This window comes from Streptomyces sp. NBC_01012 (assembly GCF_045162755.1).
Lineage (GTDB): Bacteria > Actinomycetota > Actinomycetes > Streptomycetales > Streptomycetaceae > Streptomyces.
In genome coordinates this window covers 4,938,036-4,960,544 of the sequence record NZ_CP108688.1, presented here as the reverse complement: position 1 = coordinate 4,960,544, position 22,509 = coordinate 4,938,036, and the positions used below count along the sequence as shown (strand labels likewise).

The 22,509-nt window shown below is 70.8% G+C and carries 19 protein-coding genes; 9 read left to right on the top strand and 10 right to left on the bottom strand.

Going from position 1 to position 22,509, the window contains the following annotated elements:
* Window positions 1-389 precede the first annotated feature (389 nt).
* On the top strand, window positions 390-1,043 hold the full coding sequence (locus tag OG623_RS22340) for a hypothetical protein (protein WP_406148717.1): 654 nt from the start codon (window positions 390-392) through the stop codon (window positions 1,041-1,043).
* A gap of 440 nt (window positions 1,044-1,483) precedes the next feature.
* Here OG623_RS22340 and OG623_RS22335 read toward each other — a convergent pair whose 3' ends face one another.
* Together OG623_RS22335 and OG623_RS22330 are read right to left on the bottom strand one after the other, a co-directional pair.
* A complete protein-coding gene (locus OG623_RS22335; RefSeq protein ID WP_406148715.1) occupies window positions 1,484-1,675 on the bottom strand; it encodes a DUF397 domain-containing protein in 192 nt (63 codons plus the stop codon).
* Window positions 1,672-2,535, bottom strand: coding sequence for a helix-turn-helix domain-containing protein (locus OG623_RS22330; protein ID WP_406148713.1), 864 nt, complete (start codon window positions 2,533-2,535; stop codon window positions 1,672-1,674). The genes OG623_RS22335 and OG623_RS22330 overlap by 4 nt, the downstream gene beginning before the upstream one ends.
* Before the next feature lie 146 nt (window positions 2,536-2,681).
* Between OG623_RS22330 and OG623_RS22325 the strand changes: the two genes are divergently transcribed.
* The 3 genes from OG623_RS22325 to OG623_RS22315 all read left to right on the top strand — a co-directional run bounded on the left by OG623_RS22325 (window position 2,682) and on the right by OG623_RS22315 (window position 4,844).
* A complete protein-coding gene (locus tag OG623_RS22325) occupies window positions 2,682-3,221 on the top strand; it encodes an ATP-binding protein (protein WP_406148712.1) in 540 nt (179 codons plus the stop codon).
* Between the two features lie 200 nt (window positions 3,222-3,421).
* On the top strand, window positions 3,422-3,994 hold the full coding sequence (locus OG623_RS22320) for a DinB family protein (RefSeq protein WP_406148710.1): 573 nt from the start codon (window positions 3,422-3,424) through the stop codon (window positions 3,992-3,994).
* Window positions 3,995-4,136: 142 nt separating this feature from the next.
* Window positions 4,137-4,844 carry a hypothetical protein gene (locus tag OG623_RS22315; protein ID WP_406148708.1) on the top strand — a complete coding sequence of 236 codons (708 nt, stop codon included), beginning with the start codon at window positions 4,137-4,139 and terminating at the stop codon, window positions 4,842-4,844.
* On the opposite strand, the gene OG623_RS22310 is transcribed toward OG623_RS22315, so the two are convergent.
* Window positions 4,841-5,530 (bottom strand): hypothetical protein, encoded by a 690-nt coding sequence (locus tag OG623_RS22310; protein ID WP_406148706.1) that lies wholly within the window; start codon window positions 5,528-5,530, stop codon window positions 4,841-4,843. The two genes, OG623_RS22315 and OG623_RS22310, sit on opposite strands and share 4 nt — an antisense overlap.
* A gap of 165 nt (window positions 5,531-5,695) precedes the next feature.
* Window positions 5,696-6,643: an asparaginase gene (locus OG623_RS22305; RefSeq protein WP_406148705.1), complete on the bottom strand. Its 948-nt coding sequence runs from the start codon at window positions 6,641-6,643 to the stop codon at window positions 5,696-5,698.
* Window positions 6,644-6,847: 204 nt separating this feature from the next.
* On the opposite strand from OG623_RS22305, the gene OG623_RS22300 reads away from it, so the two are divergent.
* The 3 genes from OG623_RS22300 to OG623_RS22290 all read left to right on the top strand — a co-directional run bounded on the left by OG623_RS22300 (window position 6,848) and on the right by OG623_RS22290 (window position 10,209).
* Window positions 6,848-7,558 carry a GntR family transcriptional regulator gene (locus OG623_RS22300; RefSeq protein WP_406148704.1) on the top strand — a complete coding sequence of 237 codons (711 nt, stop codon included), beginning with the start codon at window positions 6,848-6,850 and terminating at the stop codon, window positions 7,556-7,558.
* Window positions 7,559-7,804: 246 nt separating this feature from the next.
* Window positions 7,805-9,310, top strand: a complete 1,506-nt coding sequence (gene nhaC, locus OG623_RS22295; RefSeq protein WP_406148703.1) for a Na+/H+ antiporter NhaC — start codon at window positions 7,805-7,807, stop codon at window positions 9,308-9,310.
* A gap of 53 nt (window positions 9,311-9,363) precedes the next feature.
* A complete protein-coding gene (locus tag OG623_RS22290) occupies window positions 9,364-10,209 on the top strand; it encodes a M55 family metallopeptidase (RefSeq protein WP_406148701.1) in 846 nt (281 codons plus the stop codon).
* Between the two features lie 83 nt (window positions 10,210-10,292).
* Here the strand turns inward: OG623_RS22290 and OG623_RS22285 are convergent, their stop codons facing one another.
* The 3 genes from OG623_RS22285 to OG623_RS22275 form a co-directional block, all read right to left on the bottom strand.
* Window positions 10,293-11,546, bottom strand: a complete 1,254-nt coding sequence (locus OG623_RS22285) for an MFS transporter (protein WP_406148700.1) — start codon at window positions 11,544-11,546, stop codon at window positions 10,293-10,295.
* 133 nt (window positions 11,547-11,679) lie between these two features.
* A complete protein-coding gene (locus OG623_RS22280) occupies window positions 11,680-12,561 on the bottom strand; it encodes an ABC transporter permease (RefSeq protein WP_406148699.1) in 882 nt (293 codons plus the stop codon).
* Window positions 12,558-13,484, bottom strand: coding sequence for an ABC transporter ATP-binding protein (locus OG623_RS22275; protein ID WP_406148697.1), 927 nt, complete (start codon window positions 13,482-13,484; stop codon window positions 12,558-12,560). The genes OG623_RS22280 and OG623_RS22275 overlap by 4 nt, the downstream gene beginning before the upstream one ends.
* A 299-nt stretch (window positions 13,485-13,783) precedes the next feature.
* Here OG623_RS22275 and OG623_RS22270 point away from each other — a divergent pair, with 299 nt between their 5' ends.
* Both OG623_RS22270 and OG623_RS22265 read left to right on the top strand, forming a co-directional pair.
* Entirely contained in the window at window positions 13,784-16,060 is a 2,277-nt protein-coding gene (locus OG623_RS22270) for a HelD family protein (RefSeq protein WP_406151958.1), read from the top strand.
* A gap of 337 nt (window positions 16,061-16,397) precedes the next feature.
* The gene (locus tag OG623_RS22265) at window positions 16,398-17,798 is read left to right on the top strand and encodes an RICIN domain-containing protein (RefSeq protein WP_406148696.1); all 1,401 of its coding nucleotides are present in this window, start codon (window positions 16,398-16,400) and stop codon (window positions 17,796-17,798) included.
* A 218-nt stretch (window positions 17,799-18,016) separates the two neighbouring features.
* Here the strand turns inward: OG623_RS22265 and OG623_RS22260 are convergent, their stop codons facing one another.
* From OG623_RS22260 to OG623_RS22250, 3 genes are all read right to left on the bottom strand, one after another.
* On the bottom strand, window positions 18,017-18,697 hold the full coding sequence (locus tag OG623_RS22260) for a response regulator (RefSeq protein ID WP_406148694.1): 681 nt from the start codon (window positions 18,695-18,697) through the stop codon (window positions 18,017-18,019).
* Window positions 18,694-19,896, bottom strand: coding sequence for a sensor histidine kinase (locus OG623_RS22255; protein WP_406148692.1), 1,203 nt, complete (start codon window positions 19,894-19,896; stop codon window positions 18,694-18,696). Before OG623_RS22255 ends, OG623_RS22260 begins: the two co-directional genes overlap by 4 nt.
* A 189-nt stretch (window positions 19,897-20,085) precedes the next feature.
* Complete coding sequence (locus tag OG623_RS22250) at window positions 20,086-22,308, bottom strand: MMPL family transporter (RefSeq protein ID WP_406148691.1); 2,223 nt, start codon at window positions 22,306-22,308, stop codon at window positions 20,086-20,088.
* Window positions 22,309-22,509: the final 201 nt, after the last annotated feature.

The window sequence follows — 22,509 nt, the reverse complement described above, 5'->3', positions numbered from 1 at the left end:
AGGCAGCCGCTGCACCAACAGCCGTCTTGTCGCGCGAGACGGCGACCAGCCCTGGACACGCTGACCGTGATCGAGGAGAGACAGTCGGCGCGTACTTCTGCGCATCCTTCGGATCCCGGCCGGCACCGCCCCGGGGCCGAAGACGAACTCGACGCAGCTGCCGCCGCCGTTGCAACTGCTCTTGAACCAGGTCAGCGCTATGGTGCTCATGGCGCTCCAGCCTCTCCGGCGGCTCTGGCCTTGCACCGGAACCGTCGGCCCGTCTTTCCCTCCGCTGTGTCTGGGTTCTCCCGACAGCGGGACGCCTGGGTGGAGCGGATTCCAGATACGGTCGATGATCAGCTCGCCCTCGGGGAGAATCGGCCGCCATGTGGAAGAAGAGAGCCCTCGTGCTCACCCTCGTGGCGTCGAATGTCGTCCTGCTGGTGCTGTTGATCGCTGCGTACATGCCGTCCGACGGTGACGTCGCGATAGGCAAGGCAGCCCCCCGGGATGCGACTGCCAACCTTCCTGAAGCCAAGGGTGGGGCGATCCTGGCCGCGAATCGGTGGCCGGACGCCTGCTCGTTCGTGGATCAGGGGGAGGTCGAGGCGATCCTCCCTGACGCCAAGGAGATCAAACAGGAGAGCCGCCGGATCAATGCTTTGTCGATCACGGAGTTCGCTGCGAACTCTTCCTGGAAGAAGAGCGACAGCGCCGAGTCCGGCCAATGCCTATACAGCATGCGTCTTCCGGGCGAGACCTACGCCGCCACCCAGTTCTGGGTCCGCATCGAGGCCGTGGCCGACCCCAAGTTGATCGCCGGCTACCAAGATCGCGTTGCGGCAGGAACCAATACCGGCCAGGGTGCGAGCGGCGCGGATCACTGCGTCATCACCGGCCTCAACGAAGGAAGTTGGAACTGCCGCAAGGGCCCGGTGCTGTTCACCGTGGGCGGACAGAGCAGCGCGGTCTTCGAGGGCGTTTCGGCCTCAGCACCTTTCGTCTGGCGGGATGACGTGCTCCCCGAGTTCGTCCGGACCATCGCCGCGAAGATCAAGTAGCTTCTCCAGAGGCGGCGAACGTCTCGTTCGAAGGGCTCGCGCCAGCCCCCTTCGTCTCTCCGTCGACGACAACCAGGCTTGTCGCGTCGCGTCCGATACCACTGCCGTGGCGGCACTCACCTCTCCGCCCGCACTGCCCAAGGCGGTGTCGGCGGGGTGACGGGCAGGTCCGTCCGGCTCACGGAGGCGACGATGCGGTCGACCGCGCGGCCGCGTCCTTCGCGGCCGTCGTCACCTGGGCCGTCGAAGATCAGCCGCCGGACCGTGGCGACACGGCCGGGGCTGCCCTACGTACGCGCTCACGGCCTTCCTCGAAGCGATCCTCTTCCTTGCCTCGCCTCGCCCCGTGCTGGACGGCGGTGTCACCGCCGTCCGACGAGTCCGCGTCCCATGCCGCGAGACGGACCGGGCGGACCTCGCGCTGCTGGCTGAGCTGCTACTCAGCGGCGTACGTCGGCAGCGAGCGCCGTGAACGCTGACCACGCGTCGAGGGAGACCTTCAGCGCTTGCCGCTGCGTGTCCTTCGAGTCCCGGACCAGTACAGCCTGGGGGCGTACGGCGATCTCGACGCAGTTGTCGCCGCCGGTACCGCTGTAACTACTCTTGAACCAGGCGAGTTCAGAGGTGGTCATAGCGCTCCTCGCAGTTGCTCAAGCAGGCTGACGGACGCCTCGGCACTGAGGGCCTGCGAGCGCATCTTGCCATAGCGCTGGAGCATGGAACTGACCTGATTCCCATGGGTGGCGAGCGCGCTGGTGTCGTGGCCCTCGACATACCCGATCCATTGATGCCCCGACGTCTCAGCCACGTACATCGAACCGTCCAGCCCCGCGTGCGCGGTCTGCCGCAGAGGCATGACCTGAATCTCTACGTTGCGCAGGCTCCCCATCCCCAGCAGGTGGTCGATGAGAGCGCGGGTGACGTCAGTACCACCGGTGTCCCGTGCAATCAGCGCCTGCTCGATGATGAAGCCAAAGGCCGTGTTCTCCTTGGCCGTGAGCAGGCGTTGACGCTCCAGCCGAGCGGCGACCTGCGTGTCGAGTTGTTCATTCGTCAAAGGCGGCAGCCTGCTGTTGAACACCGCCCTGATGTACGGCTCCGGCTGCAACAAGCCCGGAATCACCCGGCACTCATACGCATACAGCGTGATCGCTTCCTCCTCGATCCCCGCCCACTGCAGGAACCACGACGCCAGCCCCACCTTCCGCGTAAGACTCTTGGCCGCGGCCGCCAGCACCCGGGCCGCCGACCCGCCGAGCACCTCCTCCGAGCGCTCCAGCAGATCCCTCGGCGGGAAGCGCTTGCCCTGCTCGATCTTCGCGATGTACGCCGCCGAGTACCGCACCAAGGGCGCGAACTGCTCCTGTGTCAGGCGAGCTTCGTCACGCAACGCCTTGAGTACAGCCCCGAACGTCTTGAGGCTGTCCGACAGTTCCGGCTCACCGCAGTTCCCGCCACCCCCGCCAGCGCCACCGCCGTTGTCCGAAGCCATGCGCGGCCGCCTCTCTCTGTGCCTGACCACCGACTCCATCGTCACGCATCGTGACACTCCCAGTCCAGTGCGTGAACCAGTACAGGATGATCTGTATCGGTCCCGTGCCTGCCGCGAGGCCTCACCGTCCTCGCACGCTGATGCCCATGCCAGCCCCTCACACCCATCCCCCCACCTCCGCGCGCGTGTTCGCCCAGCGCTTCTCCGCCACCCGCCGCGGAGCCCGCCTCGCCCGTCTGCTTTCCACGCTCCAGCTCGTCGAGTGGGGGTGCCCGCGCGAGACGGACGACCACGACGCGGTCACGATCGTCGTAGCCGAACTCGCCGCCAACGCCGTGCTGCACGGCCGTGTGCCCGGCCGGGACTTCGCCCTGCTCCTCCGCTACGACGACAGCCTGGGCCTGATCCGTATCGAGGTGTCCGACACCCACCCGGCCCGGCCCTCCCGCATCGGCTCCGCCCCCGCCGATTCCGCCCCCGCCGGCCCCGCCCCCGACGAGGAGCACGGCCGAGGGCTATTGCTCGTCGACGCCCTGGCCGACCGTTGGGGCGTCCGTGACCGCGTCGGCCCGGGCAAGACGGTCTGGGCGGAGCGCGCGCTGTCCGCGAGGGCCGGACGCGTCGCGTGCGGGCAGCCCGACCAGCAGAGCCGGCCTCGCCGCCGTCCGGGCGCAGGGTCGGTGTGAGGTTACGGACAGACATTCGGCCGTTCTGCGGCATTCAACCGTCCGTAACACCCCACTCCGCACTACGCCGCCCCGCGCCTGGCCTGCCGACGAGGTGGGGCGGGGTGGAGTGGGGCGGGGCCAATCAGGTCGGAAGCTGACCTATATCGCTTCTAGCGTGTTCCCTGACCGGTGGAACAGGAACGACAGAAAGCAAGCTCATGACTGTCAGCGACACGACCATCCACGACGCATCCGATGCCCATGCCCCCGCCCCCGCCGCCGTCACCGGCGAGCGCGCCGATCTGCTGGAGATGCTGGCCACGCACCGGCGTTTCCTCCGCCTCACCACCCGCGACCTCACCGACGAGCAGGCCGGACTGCGCCCCACGGCGAGCAGCCTGTGTCTGGGAGGGCTCATCAAACACGTCGCCTCGGCTGAGCGGAACTGGGCGGCCTTCATCGTGGACGGTCCCTCGGACAAGAGCGACTTCACCGCGATGACCGAGGAGGACTGGGCCAGGCGGGCCGATCAGTTCCGGATGCTGCCAGGCGACACACTGGCGGGTGTGCTGGCCGACTACGCCGAGGTGGCCCGCCGGACCGACGAACTGGTCGCCACCCTGCCCGACCTGGGCGCCACCCAGCCGCTGCCCGAGGCGCCGTGGTTCGAGGGCGACGTACGGTGGTCGGCGCGCCGGGTGCTGATGCACATCATCGCCGAGACCGCTCAGCATGCCGGTCATGCCGACATCATCCGGGAGTCGATCGACGGCGCCAAGACCATGGGCTGACCGCGCCGCGGCCGTGCGAGCGCCCGGTCGCCCGCGCCCGCCCGGTCGCCCGGTCTCGCAGGGGGAGTTACGGACCACGTCGAGTCCGATTTGCCGCAATTGACCGTCCGTAACTCCCCCACACCGGTGCGAGACTGACGTCGTGACCGCTCACCTCATCTCCGTCATCGGCAACAGCCCTGGCGTCGGCAAGTCCACGCTCTGCCGCGCCCTCGCCGAGTGGCTCACCGGTCTCGGTGCGTCGGTCGACCACTTCGAGGAGCCGGACATCCTGACGCGGCCCGCCTTCCGCCCCGTCGCGGAGGAGTTCGCCGGCGGGGCCGGCTCGGTCCGGCCCGCGACGCTCGTCGCGTGCACGCGGGCCTACGTCGCCGAGTCGCTGAGGGAGGGCAGGGACCACCTCGTGACGGATGCCCTCCTCCCCTTCATCCCGTCCCTCGTGGCGTGGGGCCACAGCGAGGACGCCCTCGTCGAGGTCATGGATGAGCTGGCCCGCGCCGTCGAACCCGCAGTGCAGGTCACCGTCGTGTACGTCCACGACGACCCGGGTACGGCGCTGCGGCGCGCCGTCGAGCGGGAAGGGGATGCCTGGGGCGACTGGTACGTGGCGAAACTCGCCGGCTCCCCCGGCACCCGGGCCGTTCACGACCTCGAGTCGGCCGCCGATCACCTCCGTCGCGAGGAAGACCTGACCCGCCGTCTCCTCGCGCGGTCCCCGTGGCGTCTACTGACCGTGGACGCGGGCGCACTCGGCGCTCGGGAGGCCGCCGCCCACGCCCGGCACCGGCTGGCGGCGGCGGACGTGCCGCGGCTCGCAGACCACGGGAGCACCCGCTCCCCTGCTTCCTAACTCGGCCGTGCGGGCCTGAGGGTCGGCGGCCGCAGACCGTCGTCGACAGAGCCGGTGTCGCCCTCCTGCCACCCTGGGTCGTAGGCACAGGGACCGGTGGCGCTGCCCATGAAGTACTCGCGGTCCGGAAACCAGGTGAAGTACATCCGCTCGTCCCCGTCGTCCCGCTGGACGAACAGGTCCCAGTTGTCCTTCTCGCCGTCACGGTAGGACGTGACATCCCAGCCGTCGTCCATGAGTTGCTGATGCAGCCGGCGAAGTCCGGGGACGGCCTGGCTCGCGGGTACGTGGTTCAGCGCCCAGCGGTGGCTCATCTGGTAGGCGCCCGCGACTGGCTCGTCGAGGCTCAGCAGCCCTCCGCTGTAGCAGGAGCCGGCGCCGAGCGTGTTCTCCGTGCTGACGCCGATGTCCTCCACTCCCGGTCGCACAGTGCGCGTGAACCCCATGACGTCATACGCCTCCTGGGACCGCTGGAAGGCCCGGCCCGCCGCGTCTTCCGGCGCGACGCGGGGAAAGTCCGAGGATCCCCATGCGAGGCGGACGAACAGGGCGAGTACGAGTACGACGAGCGCGGTGCAACCGCATCCCACGGCCCAGAGGGCGGAAGCCCGGCCCCGGGGCCGGGAGCGAGCCGGGAGCACGGGTCCGGACGGGGGCTGGGTCGCTGTTGCGGTCTCCTCGGGCATACGGGGGACGGTAGGCGCGAGGAGAGCGCGGCGGATGGGCTCGGCTACTGCTCAAGGCGTAGGTAGGCGTACTCAGGCGCCCGCAGCCCGCAGCCCGCAGAAGCGTCGGCCGGTCCACCTGGCGCCATCCCCTCATCCCCCCTCCCCTGTCCGTCCGTCCGTCCGTCAGAACGTCGGCCGGATCGCGCCCACCGCCTGGCCGTGGCCGAGTACCGGGGCCGTGGCGAGCGCGGTGAGGGTCTCGTCGGCGTCCACGTCCACCCCCAGGTGGCGCAGGGCGGCGATCATCACCACGGGGCGGGACCGCTGGGAGCCGTCGGCGATCTTGAGGGAGACGGCCGATCCATCCGGCAGGCCCAGTGCGTAGACGCCTTCGGCGCCGTCCTTGGCGACGGCTCCCGGCAGGGCACCCATGAGCCGTGTCACGTCGCGGCCGGTCCCCCCGACATAGCGCGGGTACGTGTTCATGGCCTGTGCCACCCGGTGTTCGAGGCTTCCCTCCGGGGCCGAGGCCAGCCGGCCGAACGCCCGGGCGAGGCCGCGCAGGCTGAGGGCGAACAGCGGGGCGCCGCAGCCGTCGATGCCGGTGGTGGTGACCTTCTCGCCCGCCATTTCCTCCAGCGTCTCGCGCAGCCGCACCTGGAGCGGGTGGCGGGGGTCGAGGTAGGTGGCGGTGTCCCAGCCGTTGGTGACGCAGGTCGCGAGCATGGCGGCGTGCTTGCCCGAGCAGTTCATGGTGAGCGGGGATGGCTGCCCGCCGCCCGCCAGGTACGCGCGCAGCGCGTCCTCGCCAATCGGCAGGGCGGGGGTGCAGCGCAGGGCGTCCGTACCGAGACCGGCCGGGGCCAGGATCTGCCGTACGCCCTCCAGGTGGATGTCCTCCCCGGAGTGGCTGGCACAGCCGAGCGCCAGGAGCGGGCCGTCCAGGTCGAGGCCGGCACGCAGCATGCCGAGCGCCTGGAGGGGCTTGTTGGACGAGCGCGGGTACATCGGGGCGTCGACGTCCCCGATCCGGAGGGCCTCGGAACCGTCCGGGCGGGTCGCGAGGACCGTCCCGTGGTGCACGGACTCCAGGAAGTCGCCTCGCCATACCTCGGCCAGCACGGTGTGCATCAGTTACGTCCACCTTTCGGTCTCTCGGTCGCCCGGCCACCCACTCGCTCAGCCACCCGGTTCAGTCAACTGTCGACAGTTATCACTTAGCTCCCGAGCCTGTCGAATGTGGAAGCGATTTCCTGGACACCCCTTGACAGCTGCGGAAACGTGGTTGTGAACTGACGACTGTCAACACCTTGCCGATCGAAGGAGGCAGTGCCCGTGAGCGAGACCCTGCAACGCGGCCTTGGCGTCCAGATCGCCGAGGTGTTGCGCGAGCGGCTACTCACCGGCCGTCTGCACCCCGGCACCCGGATCAACGAGGTGGTGCTCGCCCGGGAGCTCGGTACCAGCCGGGGCCCCCTGCGCGAGGCGGTACGCCAGCTCGTCAGCGAGGGCCTGCTCGTGCACACCCCCAACCGGGGTGCCACGGTCTTCGCCGCCGAACCCGACGACGTGGCGGCCCTGTTCGAGCTCCGTATGGCACTGGAGGCGGCATCCGTCCGGCTCGCCGCCGAGCGCCGTGACGACAAGAGCGTGGCGGCGCTGCACGCGGCCTGTGCCCGGGCACGGAAGACCATCCAGGGCGGGCGGCGCCTCGTGCACCGGCTGGATCTGGACTTCCACCGGACCCTGACCGACACCGCGCGCAGTCCGCGTATCGCGGAGCAACTGTGGCGTGTGCAGCAGCAGATCATCCTGCTGCGCAGTCCGCTGGACGTTCCGGCCGCCCACACGGCCGGGTCCCTGGACGATCACGAGGAGATCGCCGCCGCCGTGGCGGACGGCGACGGCGAACGCGCCGCCGCACTGATGCACCTTCACCTCGACCGCGTACGGGTACATATGACCGCCTCGGCCGCCACCACTGCCACTGTCGGCACCATCACCATCACCCCCACCCCCGCTGCGGGTACGCCGACCGTCGGCTGACTCTCCCGGACTCCCGGACTCCCACGCCGCCCCGGCCCCGGCAACACCCCCGGCGGCACCTCCCGCAACACCCCTAGCAGCACCCCCGCAGGCCCGCCATCGCGAGCCCCCGCATGCCCTGAAGACGCGCGCCGTACAGCCCCCTGCCCCGGCACGCACCTCTCCCCCTCCCCACCCCTTCCCCCCCTTCCTCCCTCCCCACCGAACTGCCCGGCTCCCGCAGGAGGCCGGACGCTGGAGTACCCCATGACCGACCCCTCCGCCGTGGTGGCGCCGCCGCGCGGGCGCCGTACCCCCGGGCTGTTCGTCGCCGCGCTTCCCGTCGTGCTGATGCTGGCGCTGATGATCACGGGCACCGTGTGGCTGGGCCTCGACCCCGTGGTGCTCCTCATCGCGGCGTGCGTCGTCGCCGGGGCCATCGCGCTGTGGATCGGAGTCACCTGGGACGAGATGCTCGCCGGCATACGGTCGAAGATCGACGCCGCCATGCCCGCCCTGCTGATCCTCATCTCCATCGGCATGCTCATCGGCACCTGGACTCTGAGCGGCACGATCCCGATGATCGTCGACTGGGGTCTCAAGTCCATCCAGCCGTCGTGGATCGTGGTGCTGGCGTTCCTGATCACCATGGTCGTCTCGACGGTGACCGGTACGTCGTGGGGAGCCGTCGGCACCGTCGGTGTCGCACTTATCGGGGTGGCGGGCGGACTCGGTGTGTCCCTGCCGATGACCGCGGGCGCGATCATCTCCGGCGCCTACTTCGGCGACAAGATGTCCCCGATGTCGGACACCACCAACCTGGCCCCCGCAGTGGCCGGTTCGACTCTCTTCGAGCACATCCGGCACCTCCTCTACACGACGGGCCCGGCCGCGGTGCTGGCCTGCGTCCTCTATCTGGTCCTTGGCCGCACCCAGCACGCCGACGGGCACGCCACCCAGCGCACCGAGGCCCTTCAGAACGTGCTGGAGCAGGGGTTCCACTTCAATTTGCTGCTCCTGCTGCCGCCCCTCATCGTGCTCCTGGGCGCGGTCATGAAGAAGCCGCCGCTGCCTACGATCATCGCCTCGTCGGCGGTCGCCGGGGCCCTGGGCGGCATCGTCCAGGGCTTCTCCCTCCAGCAGATCTGCTCCGCCGCCTCGACCGGCTTCACCTCGTCGATGCTGAGCGGTCACGGTGGCATCGACCCGCAGCACCTGTCCGAGGCCGCCGGCACACTGCTCAACCGGGGCGGTATGTCGTCGATGGCGACAACCGTGCTGATCGGCCTCGCCGGCTTCTCCTTCGCGGGCATCCTGACCGTGACCGGGTGCCTGGACGTCCTGATGCACCGGCTGCTGGCCAAGGTCCGCAGGACGGGCGGGATCATCCTCGCCACCTCGCTGAGCTCGCTGGGCACAGCGCTGGCGATGGGTGTCTCGTATCTGACGATCATCGTTCCGGGCCAGGCGTTCCGGGACGTCTACCCGGAGCGGGGCCTCGCCCCGAAGAACCTGTCGCGCACCCTGGAGGACTCCGGCACGGTCTTCGTCCCCCTGGTGCCGTGGACGGAGGCGGCCACGTACATGTCCGGCACCCTGGGCGTCGCGACCATGGCGTACGCCCCGTACGCGTTCCTCAACTACTTCGGCGTGATCATCGCGGTGATCTGCGGCTACACCGGGTTCGGCATCGCCCGCCAGGAGCCGGTCCCCCGCCGGAGCACCGAGGACGACCCGGCACCCGCCCCCGCCCCCTCCCCCGCCGCGGTCTGAGGGCCGTACGGGCCCTGCCCGGGCGGCGTGTGCACGCGTAGGCTCCCCGTTCCATGAAGGCAACGAAGGCCATGAACGTACTCATATCCGTCGACATGGAGGGCGTCTCGGGGATCGTGCACACCTCCGAGACGAATCCCGACCGCTACGACTACGAGCGCGGCCGGGCGTTGATGACCGCCGAGGCCAACGCCGTCATCGCCGGTGTCCTGGACGCCGAGCCCGGTGCCGACGTCCGGGTCGCCGATGCGCACGGGCCGTTCCGTAATCTCCTGCCGGAGGAGATGGACCGGCGGGCGCGTCTGGTACGCGGCAAGCCGCGCCCCCTGGGCATGCTCGGAGGGCTCGACGAGGACACCGACGCCGTCCTGCTCGTGGGCTACCACGCCCGCGCTGGAGCAGGGCCGGGCGTGATCGCGCACACCATGAGCGGGGACATCCTGGACGTGCGCGTGGCAGGGCGTTCGCTCGGGGAGATCGGGCTCAACACCGCCATGGCCGGGCATCTGGGCGTACCGGTCCTGCTGCTCAGCGGTGACGACGTCGCCTGCGCCGAGTTCGGTGAGCTGGCCCCTTCCGCGGTCACCGTCGCGGTCAAGGAGGCCATCGCGGCGGCCGCCGCCGTCACCCTGCACCCCGAGGTGGCCCGGGAGCGGCTGCGCGCCGCGGCGGCCGAGGCCATCGGACGGCGCGCTCTGGTCCCGCCGCTGGACATCGCCGGGCCACTCGCCGTCGAGGTGGACCTCGTCGGTGCGGCCGCCGTCGACCTGGCGACGCTGGTGCCCGGCGTCTCACGCGCCGAGGGCGGCCGTACGGTCGCCTTCACGGCAGCCGACTTCGGCGAGGCCTACCGCCTGGTGCAACTACTGGTCCAGCTGGCCTCGATCAAACCGAGCTGAGCAACTGCCGGAAGGGCGGGCTGGGCTGGGCGGGCGGGGCGGGCTGGGCGGGCTGGGCTGGGCGGGCTGGGCGGGCGGGGAGGTTACGGACGGGAGGTTGTCCGGTTTGTGGTGGTCTTCGGGTCCGTAACTTCCCCTGGCGGTGCGGGTGCCGCCGCCGTCGGGCGGCGGGGGCCGATGGCCGGAGCGAGGAGTACCGCTACGGCTACGGACGCCAGGACCACGGTCATGGCGGCCCGCAGCCCGTAGTGGTCGCCGAGGAAGCCGAGCGAGGGCGGGCCGACCAGGAACGCGATGTAACCGATCATCGCGACCAGGCTGACGCGGGCCGCCGCGTCGGGGCCCGAGTCGCCGGCGGCCGAGAGGGCGACGGGGAAGCCGAGTGAGGCTCCGAGGCCCCAGAAGAGGACCGCCGCGCCGGCCAGGACCGGTGAGTCGGCGAAGATGACGAGGGCGAGGCCGAGGGAAGCGGACAGCGCGCTGGCCCGGACGACGGGTGCGCGGCCGAAGCGGTCGATGAAGAAGCCGCCACCGAAGCGGCCGAGCGTCATGGCGGCGGCGAAGCCCGCGTAGACGGCCGAGCCCAGGGCGGGGTCGACGCCGTGGCCGTCGACCATGAGCAGGGGCAGCCAGTCGTTGGCGGCGCCCTCGGCCAGTGCCATCGCGAGGATGATGCCGCCGATGAGCAGCAGGCGCCGGTCCTTCCAGACCGCGGGGCGGGCGGGGGCGGGGCTGCCGTCGGCCGGGGCGGTCCTGGTCTTCCCGACGCCGGTGGGGATGGCGCGGAAGGCGTACACGAACATTCCCGTCGCGACGACGGCCATGGCGGTCAGGTGCCATTGGACCGGGAACTCGACGGCGGTGCACAGGATGCCGATGCCGGCTCCCACGACCGTGCCGAGGCTGAAGAAGCCGTGCAGGGTGGGCAGGACCGTGCGGCCGGTGAGCCGCTCGACCTCGGCGCCGTCGATGTTGACCGCCACCTCCCCGCCGCCCATCCCGGCGCCGAAGAGGAACAGCCCGGCGGTGACGGTGGGGGCCGAGGAGAGCGGGGCGCCGCAGCCGATCACCACCGCGCCGGCGATCGTCAGGGAGGTGCCCACGCCCATGACCGGCCGGGTACCGAACCGTGCGACCAGCGCTCCTGAGCTGAGGATGCCGACCATGGAGCCGACGGAGAGACCGAAGAGCACGAGGCCCATCTGTGCGGTCGACGCGCCCAGTTGATCCCTGATGTCGGGCGTGCGCGTCACCCAGGAGGAGATCGACAGACCTGGTACGAGGAAGAAGAAGCACAGTGCCGTTCGGCGGCGACGTGTCTGTGTGGCCAGGTCCATCAGTAACGCGCTCTTTCAGGAGTGCACGGCCGGGCGGACGCCGCCCCCGGGTGAGTATGTACAAACGTACACTCCTCTTCGGGGTCGTGAACAGGGAGTACAGCGCGCCTTTCAAGGGAGTACAGCGCGCCTTTCAGTGGCGGGGGCTCCAGCGGAACCAGTGCCGTACGCCCAGGATGGCCGCCGTCGTCCAGGCCGCGGTGACCAGCAGCAGGCGGACCTGGTCCATGCCGCCGAGGTCGCCCGTCCAGCCGCCTCGCAGGAGGTCCATCACCGGGGAGAACGGCAGCCAGGCGCTGATGTCGGCCGCAGCACCCGGCAGCACCTCGCGCGGCAGGAAGAGGCCGGAGCCGGCCATGGTCACCAGCATGAACGGCAGGAACGTCAGCTGCGCGCTCTCCGCCGTCCGCGTGAAGGCGGCCGTCAGCGCGGACAGCGCGACCAGCATCGCGACGCCGCCCAGCAGCCCGAGGAGCGCCAAGTGCGGGGCGGCGGGCGCCGGGGCGTCCAGGACCATCGTCAGTCCGACGGCCAGCAGCAGGCACTGGACCAGTGCAAGCACGACCGCCGGGAGCGCGCCGCCGGCGAGGATCTCGGCGTCGCGCACCTCGCCGGTGCGCAGCCTCTTGAGCACCAGGCTCTCGCGGCGGGTGACGTAGACGCCGACCAGATTCGTGTAGATGGAGAAGAACAGGGCCATGGCCAGGGTCCCCGGCAGCAGGACGGTCGCGATCGACAGGCCGGTGCCGGCGAGGTCGAGGCTCTTGACCAGGCCGCGCATCGAGAAGGCCATGGTGGCGGGCAGGACGAGCGCGGTGAACAGGGCTGCCCTGCTGCGCAGCAGCAGCGTCAGCTCCGCGCGGCCGAGAGCCGCCATCCGGGAGCGGGATGTGGATGTGGGGCCCCTGCGGACGGGTGCGGAGGCGGGGGCGGGGGCAAACAGCGGGCCGGCGGGGACGGGTGACGTAGGGGCGGGAGTGGGAGCGGGGGTAGGGGCGGGCGTGGGGGGTGTCATCGTGAGTCCTCCTTCTCCAGGGTCCTGGCGATCTCCATGAAGGCCTCTTCCAGCGAGGCGGAACGGGCGTCGAGGGCATGCAGTGCGACGCCTGTGCGGTGGGCCCAGGTGAGGAGTTCGGTGGCCGTGCGCTGGAGGTCCCGGGTCTCCAGCCGTACGGTCCCGCCCTCGGTCGTGTGCCGGGTCACGCCCATCGGTGCGAGCGGTGGCAGTTCCCCGAGGAAGCGGTCCTGGGGCAGCCGGAACGTGATCCGGGAGGGCCGTTCGGCCACCACGTCGGCCACGCGCCCTGTGGTGGCGATCCGCCCCTGGTGCATGATCGCCAGGCGGTCGGCGAGCTGTTCGGCTTCTTCCAGGTAGTGCGTGGTCAGCAGCACGGTCGTGCCCTGGAGCTTGAGTTCGCGGATCAGCTCCCAGGTGTCCCGGCGTGACTGGGCGTCCAGGCCCGTCGTCGGCTCGTCGAGGAACAGCACCTCGGGCCGCCCGAGCAGGGCCAGCGCGAGATCGAGGCGGCGGCGTTCGCCGCCGGACAGCTGCTTGACCCGCACGGCGCGCCGGTCGGACAGGTTGGTCAGGGCGAGGGCCTCGTCGGCAGGGCGGGCGCCGCTCGTGCAGCCGGCCCACATCCGCACGGTCTCCAGGACCGTCAGCTCCGGCGGGAACCCGCCCTCCTGGAGCATCACCCCGATGCGGTGCCGCACCGCCGACCGCTCCCGGAACGGGTCGTGGCCCAGGACGCGGACGCTGCCGCCGCTGGGGGTGTCCTGGCCCTCCAGGAGTTCCAGCGTGGAGGTCTTGCCCGCCCCGTTGGTTCCCAGCAGGGCGAAGAGCTCACCGCGGGCGACCGTGAAGTCGATACCGCGTACGGCTTCGAAGTCCTGGTAGCTCCGTTTCAGTCCGATGGTTTCGATGACTGCGTTCATGTCATCCACCCTCCCGGCAGGAAGGGGCACAGGGCAGTGCGACCTGTCATCGGACGCCATGACGGGTGTCATGGGCCGGCATGACACCCGTCATGGGCATGGCCGCGTGCGTGCGTACACCCGTCATGGGGTGCCTACGTCGCGCACAGGAAATCCCCGCTCCTGAATTGCGGAGCGGGGATTTCCTCGCGTATATTGGGTGGTTCTGTGTGCCCATAGAAAAAGGCCCCTCACCGGGGGCCACTAAGAAACACCATATCCGGCAGGGAGCGATTTTGTCAACTCGCGAAAACGTCGAATTGCAACAGGAACAGGAATTCATCGACCGGCTCTACGACCGTGTCGACGCGTTGCGCGGGATCACCGCGCGCCGTGTCGAGGACGCGTTGACCCCGGTGGGGAACAACCTGCAGGCCCGGCTCGAACGGGATGTGCTCGTCTCCGAGCGGTCCGGGCTGCTGGCCGCCCTGAATGCGGTGGACGGTTCGCTGTGCTTCGGCCGTATCGATCTTCGCGACGGCGCCGCGCACCATATCGGCCGTATCGGAATTCGTGAGGACGACACCGCGCACACGCCCCTTCTGATCGACTGGCGGGCACCGGTCGCACGGCCCTTCTATCTCGCCACCGGGCATACGCCCATGGGGCTGCGCCGGCGCAGGCACCTCACCACCGAGGGCCGCACGGTGACCGAGCTGCACGACGAGATCCTCGACCTGGGCGACCGCGAGCGCACCGGCTTCGAGGACCCCAGCGGTGACGCCGTGCTGCTCGCCGCGCTGAGCTCCGCCCGTACCGGTCGCATGGGCGACATCGTGCGGACCATCCAGGCCGAGCAGGACCGCATCATCCGCGCTCCGCACCGTGGCGTCCTCGTCGTCGAGGGCGGTCCCGGTACCGGAAAGACGGCGGTCGCGCTGCACCGGGCGGCGTTCCTGCTGTACGAGCACCGCGAGCTGCTGGCCAAGCGCGCGGTCCTGGTCGTGGGCCCCAACCCGGCCTTCCTGCGCTACATCGGCGAGGTGCTGCCCGCGCTCGGCGAGACCGGCGTCATGCTCGCCACCCAGGCCGAGCTCTTCCCGGGTGTCCACGCCCGCGCCACGGACACGCCCCGAGCGGCGGCCGTGAAGGGCGGCGCGGGCATGGCCGAGGCCCTCGCCCTCGCCGTACGCGACCGGCAGCAACTGCCTGAGCCCGGTGCGCCCTTGGTCGTCCCGCACGACGACGGGGACCTCGTCCTGGACTGGGAGATCGCCTACGAGGCACGGCAGGCGGCCCGCGAGACGCGTCTGCCGCACAACCTCGCCCGTCCGTACTTCACCTTCCACATCATCGACGCCCTGACCGAGCAGCTCACCGAACGCATCGGCGCGGATCCGTACGGCGGCCCGAACTTCCTCGGCCCGGACGATGTGGCCCAGCTCGGCAAGGGCGTCGCCGCGAGCGAGGAGGTGCACGCCGCTGTCGGAGAGCTGTGGCCGCTGCTCAACCCCGAGGAGTTCCTCGCCGACTATCTGGCCGAGCCCGTGTACCTGCCGGACGAGGACGCCGAGGCCATCCGGCGCGCTCCCGGCGACCCGGGCGACCCGGGCGCCCCAAGTGCTCTGCGCGACCCGGGCGACCCGGGCGACCCGGGCGACCTGAAGTGGACGCCGGCCGATGTGCCGCTCCTGGACGAGGCGGCCGAGCTGCTCGGCTCCGACGACAGCGCCGAGCGGGCCGCCGCGGAGGCGGAGCGCCAGGAGCGGGTCGCCTACGCGCAGGGGGTGCTGGATCTGTCCCGGGGCTCGGAGACGTACGAGTTCGAGGACGAGGAGGACTCGGAGGTCCTGGCCGCCCACGACATCATCGACGCCGAGCGGATGGCGGAGCGCCAGGAGGAGGCCGATCACCGCAGCGCGGCGGAGCGGGCCGCCGCCGACCGGACCTGGGCGTTCGGGCACATCATCGTCGACGAGGCGCAGGAGCTGTCGCCGATGGCCTGGCGACTGCTGATGCGCCGGTCGCCGACCCGCTCGCTGACCCTGGTCGGGGACCCTGCGCAGACCTCCGAGGAGGCGGGCATCGGTTCCTGGGAGAGGATCCTGGAGCCGTATGTCGGTGACCGTTTCGAGCATGTACGGCTGGGGGTCAACTACCGTACGCCCGCCGAGATCATGGAGCTGGCGGCCAAGGTCGTACGGGCCGACGACCCGTCCTTCGAGCCGCCGGGTTCGGTGCGCTCCACCGGCGAGACCCCGTGGACGCGGGACTCCGGCGCGGATCTGGCCGGCGCGGTGGCACGGGCCGTCGACGAGCTGACACCCGACGAGGGCCGGCTCGCGGTGATCGCGCCGCGTGAGCTGCACGAGGAGATCGCGGCACCGCTCGACGGGATCGCCCCGGGCGCCGAACCCGACCTCACCCGCCCCGTGGTGCTGCTGGGTCCACGCGAGGCGAAGGGGCTCGAATTCGACAACGTACTGGTCGTGGAGCCCGGAAGGTTCGGAACGAGCGACCTGTACGTGGCACTGACCCGGGCCACCCAGCGCCTCGGCATCGTGCACCGCGAGGAGCTGCCCGCGTCCCTGCGCTGACGGTCCTTCAGCGTCCTGCCGCTGCCGACGCCCCCGCGGTGGTGACTGCCCCTCACCACCGCGCCATCCGGCGCCGTACGGGCGTGGCTGGACGCCATGACCTCGCGCTCGCGGTCCGTGAGCGCGGCCAGGCCTCGGGCGTCGGAAAAGGGGCGGTACAGAAGAAGCGGTACAGAAGACAGGGCCGCGGGGAGAAGCGCATGGAGATCGACCGAGCCGCGGTCGCGCGTTCCTGCACCGCCGCAGGTAGCTGCTGCGAGCAGCGGCGTCCTCCGGGGCAACCAGGTGTGCCCTGGACGCCCCTGACAGGGCGTGACCGAGGGCATAGCCTCGCCTGGTGATCCTTTGGACCTCTCTGGAGCCCGCGTCCGCCACCGTCGACCCGGGCAGTCGCACGCGCGTGCGACTGCGGGTGCGTAATACCGGTGATGTCGTCGACGAATACCGCTTCGAGCCGTTCGGGGATGTGGCGCCCTGGATGACGGTCGAGCCGCAGACTCTGCGCTTGTATCCGGGTACGACGGGGGCGGTGGAGTTGGAGTTCGCACCGCCGCGTTCGCCGGACGCGGCGGCGGGTCCGAATCCGTATGCGGTGCGGATCACGCCGACGGAGCACCCGGACGCGGTGACGGTGCCTGAGGGGAATCTGACGATCACCCCGTTCTCCGAGGTGCAGGCGGAGTTGGTGCCGCCAACGGTGAAGGGGCGGTTCCGGGGCCGGCCGAGGCTGGCGGTGGACAACCTCGGTAACACGAAGGTGACGGCGTCGATCGCGGGTAGCGACAACGGTGATCATCTGTCGTACGAGCTGCGTCCTGGGAATGTGCAGATCGAGCCGGGCCGTGCGGCGTTCGTGAAGACGACGCTCAAGCCCAAGAAGATCATCTGGTTCGGGGCGAAGGAGGAGCGGCCGTACTCGCTGGCGGTGCGGCGGTCCGGGGTCGATCCGACGAAGGTCGACGGCACGTATGTGCAGCGTGGGTTTCTGCCGCGCTGGCTGGCCACCTTCTTCGGTGTTCTCGTCGCTCTCGCGATCGCGTTCGTGATGCTCTGGATCGCGTACAAACCGCAGGTCCGGACGACTGCGACCGAGCAGACGCAGGCGGGCGCCACGATCGCGCCCAGTCCCAGCGCGACCCCGGAGACCCCGCCGAGCGCGGCCGATTCGCCTCCGGCCCCATCCGAGCAGCCGGCCGTCGAGGAGTCCAAGAAGGGTGACGGGGGCGGCGGGGACGCCAAGGCCCCGAAAAAGCCCGGCGTGGTTCCCGCCAGGAACGTCATGCTGCGCAACGCCACCACGCATATGTGCGCCGACATCCCCGGGAGGGGCATGGGCAAGGTCGGTGGGGTCGTCCAGCAGGCCAACTGCCACGAAGAGGGCGACAACGAGTACTGGCACCTCGATGTGAAGTACCCGAAGGGCGGCCCCGGCGCAGTTCCCCTCTTCCAGATCCAGAACGCCACGGACGGGCTCTGCATGAACCTGGAGGGATTCGGAGCCCGCCCCCTCGGATCCCCTGTCAACGAGCGCGGCTGCGACGGCACGACGGCGGAGAACCAGCTCTGGTGGGTCGAGAAGCAGGAGAGCGGTCACTACTGGATCCGCAACTTCGCCAGCAACAACGCGTGCCTGGCCGTGGAGGGCCAGAACGGCGGCACCGAGACTCCGTTGAACATCGCCGCATGCACCAACACCGACGACCAGGAGTGGGAGATCATCAAGCCGAAGAAGGAGTGAAGGCGGGTACGGGAAACCCTTCCCGGCGGGTACCTCGGGGCAGCTGGACCGCCCCGGGTCCCACTGCCGCGGTGAGGGTTGCCGCCTCGCCCGTACGGGCCGATGACCCGTCCTTCGAGCCGCCGGGTGTTCGGTGCGCTCCACCGGCGAGACCCCGTGGACGCGGGACTCCGGCGCGGATCTGGCCGGCGCGGTGGTGACAGCCCCTCACCACCGCGTCACCCGGCGCCGTACGGGCGTGGCTGGACCAGCCCGCTCTGGTAGGCGACGACCACGAGTTGGGCGCGGTCGCGGGCGCCGATCTTGCTCATGGCCCGTTGAATGTGGCTGCGGACGGTCAGCGGGCTGACCACGAGGTGTTCGGCGATCTCGATGTTGGACCTGCCATGGGCGGCCAGCGCCATGACCTCGCGCTCGCGGTCCGTGAGCGCGGCCAGGCCCTCGGGCGGCGCGAGCGGTGTGTCGTCGGGGGCGGCGAGGAAGCGGGTGATGAGTGCACGGGTCGCCGTGGGAGAGAGCAGGGATTCACCCGCGGCCACGGTGCGGATGCCGGTCAGGAGTACGTCCGCGCCGACGTCCTTGCCGAGGAACCCGCTGGCACCGGCGCGCAGGGCCTCGGCGACATTCTGGTCGTTCTCGAAGGTGGTGAGGATCAGGACGCGGGTGCTCGCGAGTTCCGGCCGTGAGCAGATGTCGGTGGTGGCGGCCAGCCCGTCGGTGCCAGGCATACGGATGTCCATGAGGACGACGTCGGGCCCGTGCCGGCGGGTGAGTTCGACGGCCTCCTGGCCGTCGGCCGCCTCGGCGACCACGGTCATGCCGGGGTCGGAGTCGATGAGGATGCGGAAGGTGGCCCGCAGGAGGGCCTGGTCGTCGGCGAGCAGGACACGGATGGTCATGGGGCCGCGCTTTCGTCGTGACTGTCGAGGGGCAGTGCGCAGGAGACTTCGAAGCCGCCCTCCGGCCGTGGCCCCGCCCGGAAGGTGCCACCGGTGGCCACGGCGCGCTCCCGCATGCCGAGGAGCCCGAAGCCCCGACCGGGTCCCGGCCGGTCCTCGGGGCGTGCGGTGGCGACGCCGCTGTCGTTGACGACCGTGAGCGTCAGGACCTGCGGGCCGTAGGCCAGCGTGACGCGCGCGCTGCCGGTGGCCGAGTGCTTGGTGACGTTGGTCAGGGCCTCCTGGACGATCCTGTACGCCGTCAGGTCGATCCCCGGCGACAGAGGGCGCTGCCGCCCCTCCACGGCCACACCGACCTCAAGACCTGCCGCGGCGCAGGCGGTGACCAGATCCGGCAGTTGCCTCAGCCCCGGGGCCGGCGTCCGGCCGTCGTCGGTGTCGGTGTCCTGGCGCAGCAGTCCGACCGTGGCCTTGAGTTCACGCAGGGCGGCGGTCGTCGTCTCCGAGAGCTTGCCGAGCATCTCGTACGCCTGGCCGGGATCGGCCCGTACGAGGTGGGCGGCGGTACCGGCCTGGGCGTTGGCCAGGGCGAGGTGGTGCGCGACGACGTCGTGGAGTTCACGCGCGATGCGCATGCGCTCCTGGACGACGCGGTGCCTGGCCTCCTCCTCGCGTTCCCGGGCGGCGTGTTCGGTGCGCGCGGCGGCGTAGTCGCGACGGTCGCGTACGTAGTTGCCGAGGGCGGCGGACAGCAGCACCCAGGCAGCCGGATTGACGAGGCTGATGATCCACTCGTGCTGGAACCCGCTGTGCCACCCTCCGGAGACGACCATGGCCACGGTGCCCACGACTGCCACGTACCAAGCTGTGCGGCGGTGGACACGCAGGCTCACGGAATATTGCGCGGCCATGAGCGGGGCCATCACCAGGGCCGTCACCAGGTGGCCCAGCAGCGACACGGTGACCATGCAGAGCGTGCTCACCGCCAGTACGAGCAGGGGGTGGCTGCGCCGCCAGGGCAGCGCCGCGCAGGCGAACGCGCACAGCAGTAGGGCGGGCCACAGCGGGGGTGAATCCGGCGTGACCACGTAGGAGAGGACACAGCCGCCCACGGCGAGCACGTACAGCTGACCGAGCGTCAGGCCCTCGGTGACGTAGGGGTGGCGGGCGGTCTTCAGGCGCTGTCCGGTGGTGCTCATCGCGCGTTCTCCCAGGTAGGGATGGCTCAGGACATGGTGACAGACAGGGACCGCGGCACCGTGTGCACGGCGCCGCGGCTCGCTGCCGGACCGGGCAGGGAGCGCCGGGTCGGGGGTCGACCGGGTCAGGGGTGGACCAGATCAGGGGTGGACCAGATCAGGAGTCGACCGGCTCGGGAACCGACCGGGTCAGAGGTGGACCGGCTCCTTCTTGTCCGCCCCTCCGCCCGTGACCGCGGCGGTCTCGGACCGCGCGGTGAGGCTCGCGCCCTCGACGTCGACGTGCGGCAGGATCCGGTCCAGCCATCGGGGCAGCCACCACGCCCGGTGCCCGAGCAGGGCGAGTACCGCGGGCACGAAGGCCATACGGATGACGAACGCGTCGAACAGCACGGCGACCGCCAGACCGAAACCGATGGTCTTGATCATCGCCTCGCCGGATCCGACGAACCCGGAGAAGACCGCCACCATGATCACCGCCGCGGCCGCGACCACACGGGCGCTGTGCCGGAAGCCGGTGACCACCGCCTGCGCCGGACGCTCCCCGTGGACGTACGCCTCACGCATCCGGGCGACGAGGAACACCTCGTAGTCCATGGCCAGGCCGAACACGATGCCCACCAGGAAGATCGGCATCAGGCTCATGATCGGCCCGGCCTGCTCCACTCCCAGCAGCTCGGCCCCCCAGCCCCACTGGAACACGGCGACGACCGAGCCGAGCGACGCCAGCACCGACAGCAGGAACCCGAAGGCGGCCTTGACGGGCACCAGCACGGAGCGGAAGACGATCATCAGCAGCACCAGGGACAGCACCACGATCACGATCAGGTACGGCACCAGGGCGTCCTGGAGCGCCTGGGCCACGTCGATGTTCATCGCGGTGGAACCGGTGACCTCGAAGGTGGACCCCGTCCCGCTCTCCAGGGCGGGGCGTTCGTCCCTGATGGTCTGCACGAGGTCCTTGGTGGCCTCGTCGCTCGGCCCGTCGGCCGGTACGGCGGAGAAGATGGCCGTGTCGCCCGCGGTGTTGAACTGCGGCGGGGAGACGGACACGACACCGTCGGTGGTCCCGATCCGCTCGGCGACGGCCGTGGCGGCGGCCTTGGGATCCGCGGCACCGCCGACGTCCGTGACGATCGTCAGCGGGCCGTTGAAGCCGGCGCCGAAACCGTCGGCGAGCGCGTCGTAGGCGCGCCGCTCCGTCGACGAGACCGGCTTGGCCTCGTCGCCCGGCATGCCCATGTCCAGGTCGGCGGCAGGCAGGGCGAGCACGCCCAGCCCGGCGACGCAGACCAGCAGCACCGCCACCGGCCGGCGCAGCACGAACCGTGCCCACCGGGAGCCACCGTTGTCCGGCGCATCCGCGGGCCGAACCGCGCCGCCGCGGCGCCGGGCCTTCCTGGACAGGACGGCGTTCGGCCACATCCCCAGAAGCGCGGGCACCAGGGTCAGCGCGACCAGGACGCCGAGGACGACGGTCCCCGCGGCGCAGAGCCCCATCTTCGTCAGCATCGGTACGCCGATCACGGACAGCCCGGCCAGCGCGATGACGACGGTGAGACCGGCGAAGACCACGGCGGAGCCGGCCTTGCCGACGGCGAGCCCCGCCGCCTCCTGCGGCGCGTGTCCGCCCGCCCGTTCCTCCCGGTAGCGGGACACCACGAGCAGGGCGTAGTCGATACCGACGGCGAGGCCCAGCATCGAGGCGAGGGTGCCGGTGGTCATGGACAGCCCGAGTGCGCTGCCGAGGGCGAGGATCGCGCACATGCTGATCCCGACACCGACGACCGCGGTGAGCAGAGGGAGCCCGGCAGCGGCGACGGAGCCGAAGGTGATCAGCAGGACCACGGCGGCGAGCCCGATCCCGATGGCCTCGGCCGGTCCACCCGCGGCCGGCTGCGTGGCGAGGGCGGTGCCGCCGACCTCCACGGTGAGCCCGGAGCCCCGGGCCTCGTCGATGATGTCCTCCAGCGCACGCTTGTCCGCGTCCGTCAGGTCTCCCGCCGCGACCTTGTAGGAGACGGTGGCGTAGGCGGTCGAACCGTCCTTGCTCACCGCGTCGGCCTTGAAGGGGCTGACGGCCCCGGAGACCTGGGGCGCGTCCGCCGCCTCGTCGACCAGGGTGTCGACGGCGGCACGATGTCCGGCCGCGGTCACCTTCTCCCCGTCGGAGGCGATGAACACGATCCGGGCCGTCGCACCGTCGGCGTCCGGTCCCGGGAAGCGTTCCTCGATGAGGTCGAACGCCTTCTGCGCCTCGATGCCCGGCATGAAGGACGTGCCGTCGTCCCCGGCGCCGGGCGCCTTGGCGGCACCGGCCCCGACAGCGCCGAGCAGCACCGCCCACAGGAGGACGACGAGCCAGCGCCGCCGGAAGGCAGCACGGCCCATGCGATACAGGAAGGTAGCCACGAGTCTGAGATCTCCGCATCCGGTCTGGGGGGTACCTCCCCAGACTCGCGAGATCCCGCCTCCCGGGCGTCGTGCGCCTACCGTCACTTCCGCCTGCTGCGCTCGTACGAGCCGGGCCTCGCCCTCCTCCCCAGGCAGGAGACCCGGCCCCGCCGCATCGGGCACAGCAGGATGTCGGGTCCGGAGGTGGCCGTGAGCGGC

What these genes read in the sequence shown, in the direction of transcription:
- OG623_RS22335 (WP_406148715.1), bottom strand. Translation starts at nt 1,675, where the DNA reads ATGACCACCTCTGAACTCGCCTGGTTCAAGAGTAGTTACAGCGGTACC.
- OG623_RS22330 (WP_406148713.1), bottom strand. Translation starts at nt 2,535, where the DNA reads ATGGCTTCGGACAACGGCGGTGGCGCTGGCGGGGGTGGCGGGAACTGC.
- OG623_RS22325 (WP_406148712.1), top strand. Translation starts at nt 2,682, where the DNA reads ATGCCAGCCCCTCACACCCATCCCCCCACCTCCGCGCGCGTGTTCGCC.
- OG623_RS22320 (WP_406148710.1), top strand. Translation starts at nt 3,422, where the DNA reads ATGACTGTCAGCGACACGACCATCCACGACGCATCCGATGCCCATGCC.
- OG623_RS22310 (WP_406148706.1), bottom strand. Translation starts at nt 5,530, where the DNA reads ATGCCCGAGGAGACCGCAACAGCGACCCAGCCCCCGTCCGGACCCGTG.
- OG623_RS22305 (WP_406148705.1), bottom strand. Translation starts at nt 6,643, where the DNA reads ATGCACACCGTGCTGGCCGAGGTATGGCGAGGCGACTTCCTGGAGTCC.
- nhaC (WP_406148703.1), top strand. Translation starts at nt 7,805, where the DNA reads ATGACCGACCCCTCCGCCGTGGTGGCGCCGCCGCGCGGGCGCCGTACC.
- OG623_RS22290 (WP_406148701.1), top strand. Translation starts at nt 9,364, where the DNA reads ATGAAGGCAACGAAGGCCATGAACGTACTCATATCCGTCGACATGGAG.
- OG623_RS22285 (WP_406148700.1), bottom strand. Translation starts at nt 11,546, where the DNA reads ATGGACCTGGCCACACAGACACGTCGCCGCCGAACGGCACTGTGCTTC.
- OG623_RS22280 (WP_406148699.1), bottom strand. Translation starts at nt 12,561, where the DNA reads ATGACACCCCCCACGCCCGCCCCTACCCCCGCTCCCACTCCCGCCCCT.
- OG623_RS22275 (WP_406148697.1), bottom strand. Translation starts at nt 13,484, where the DNA reads ATGAACGCAGTCATCGAAACCATCGGACTGAAACGGAGCTACCAGGAC.
- OG623_RS22260 (WP_406148694.1), bottom strand. Translation starts at nt 18,697, where the DNA reads ATGACCATCCGTGTCCTGCTCGCCGACGACCAGGCCCTCCTGCGGGCC.
- OG623_RS22255 (WP_406148692.1), bottom strand. Translation starts at nt 19,896, where the DNA reads ATGAGCACCACCGGACAGCGCCTGAAGACCGCCCGCCACCCCTACGTC.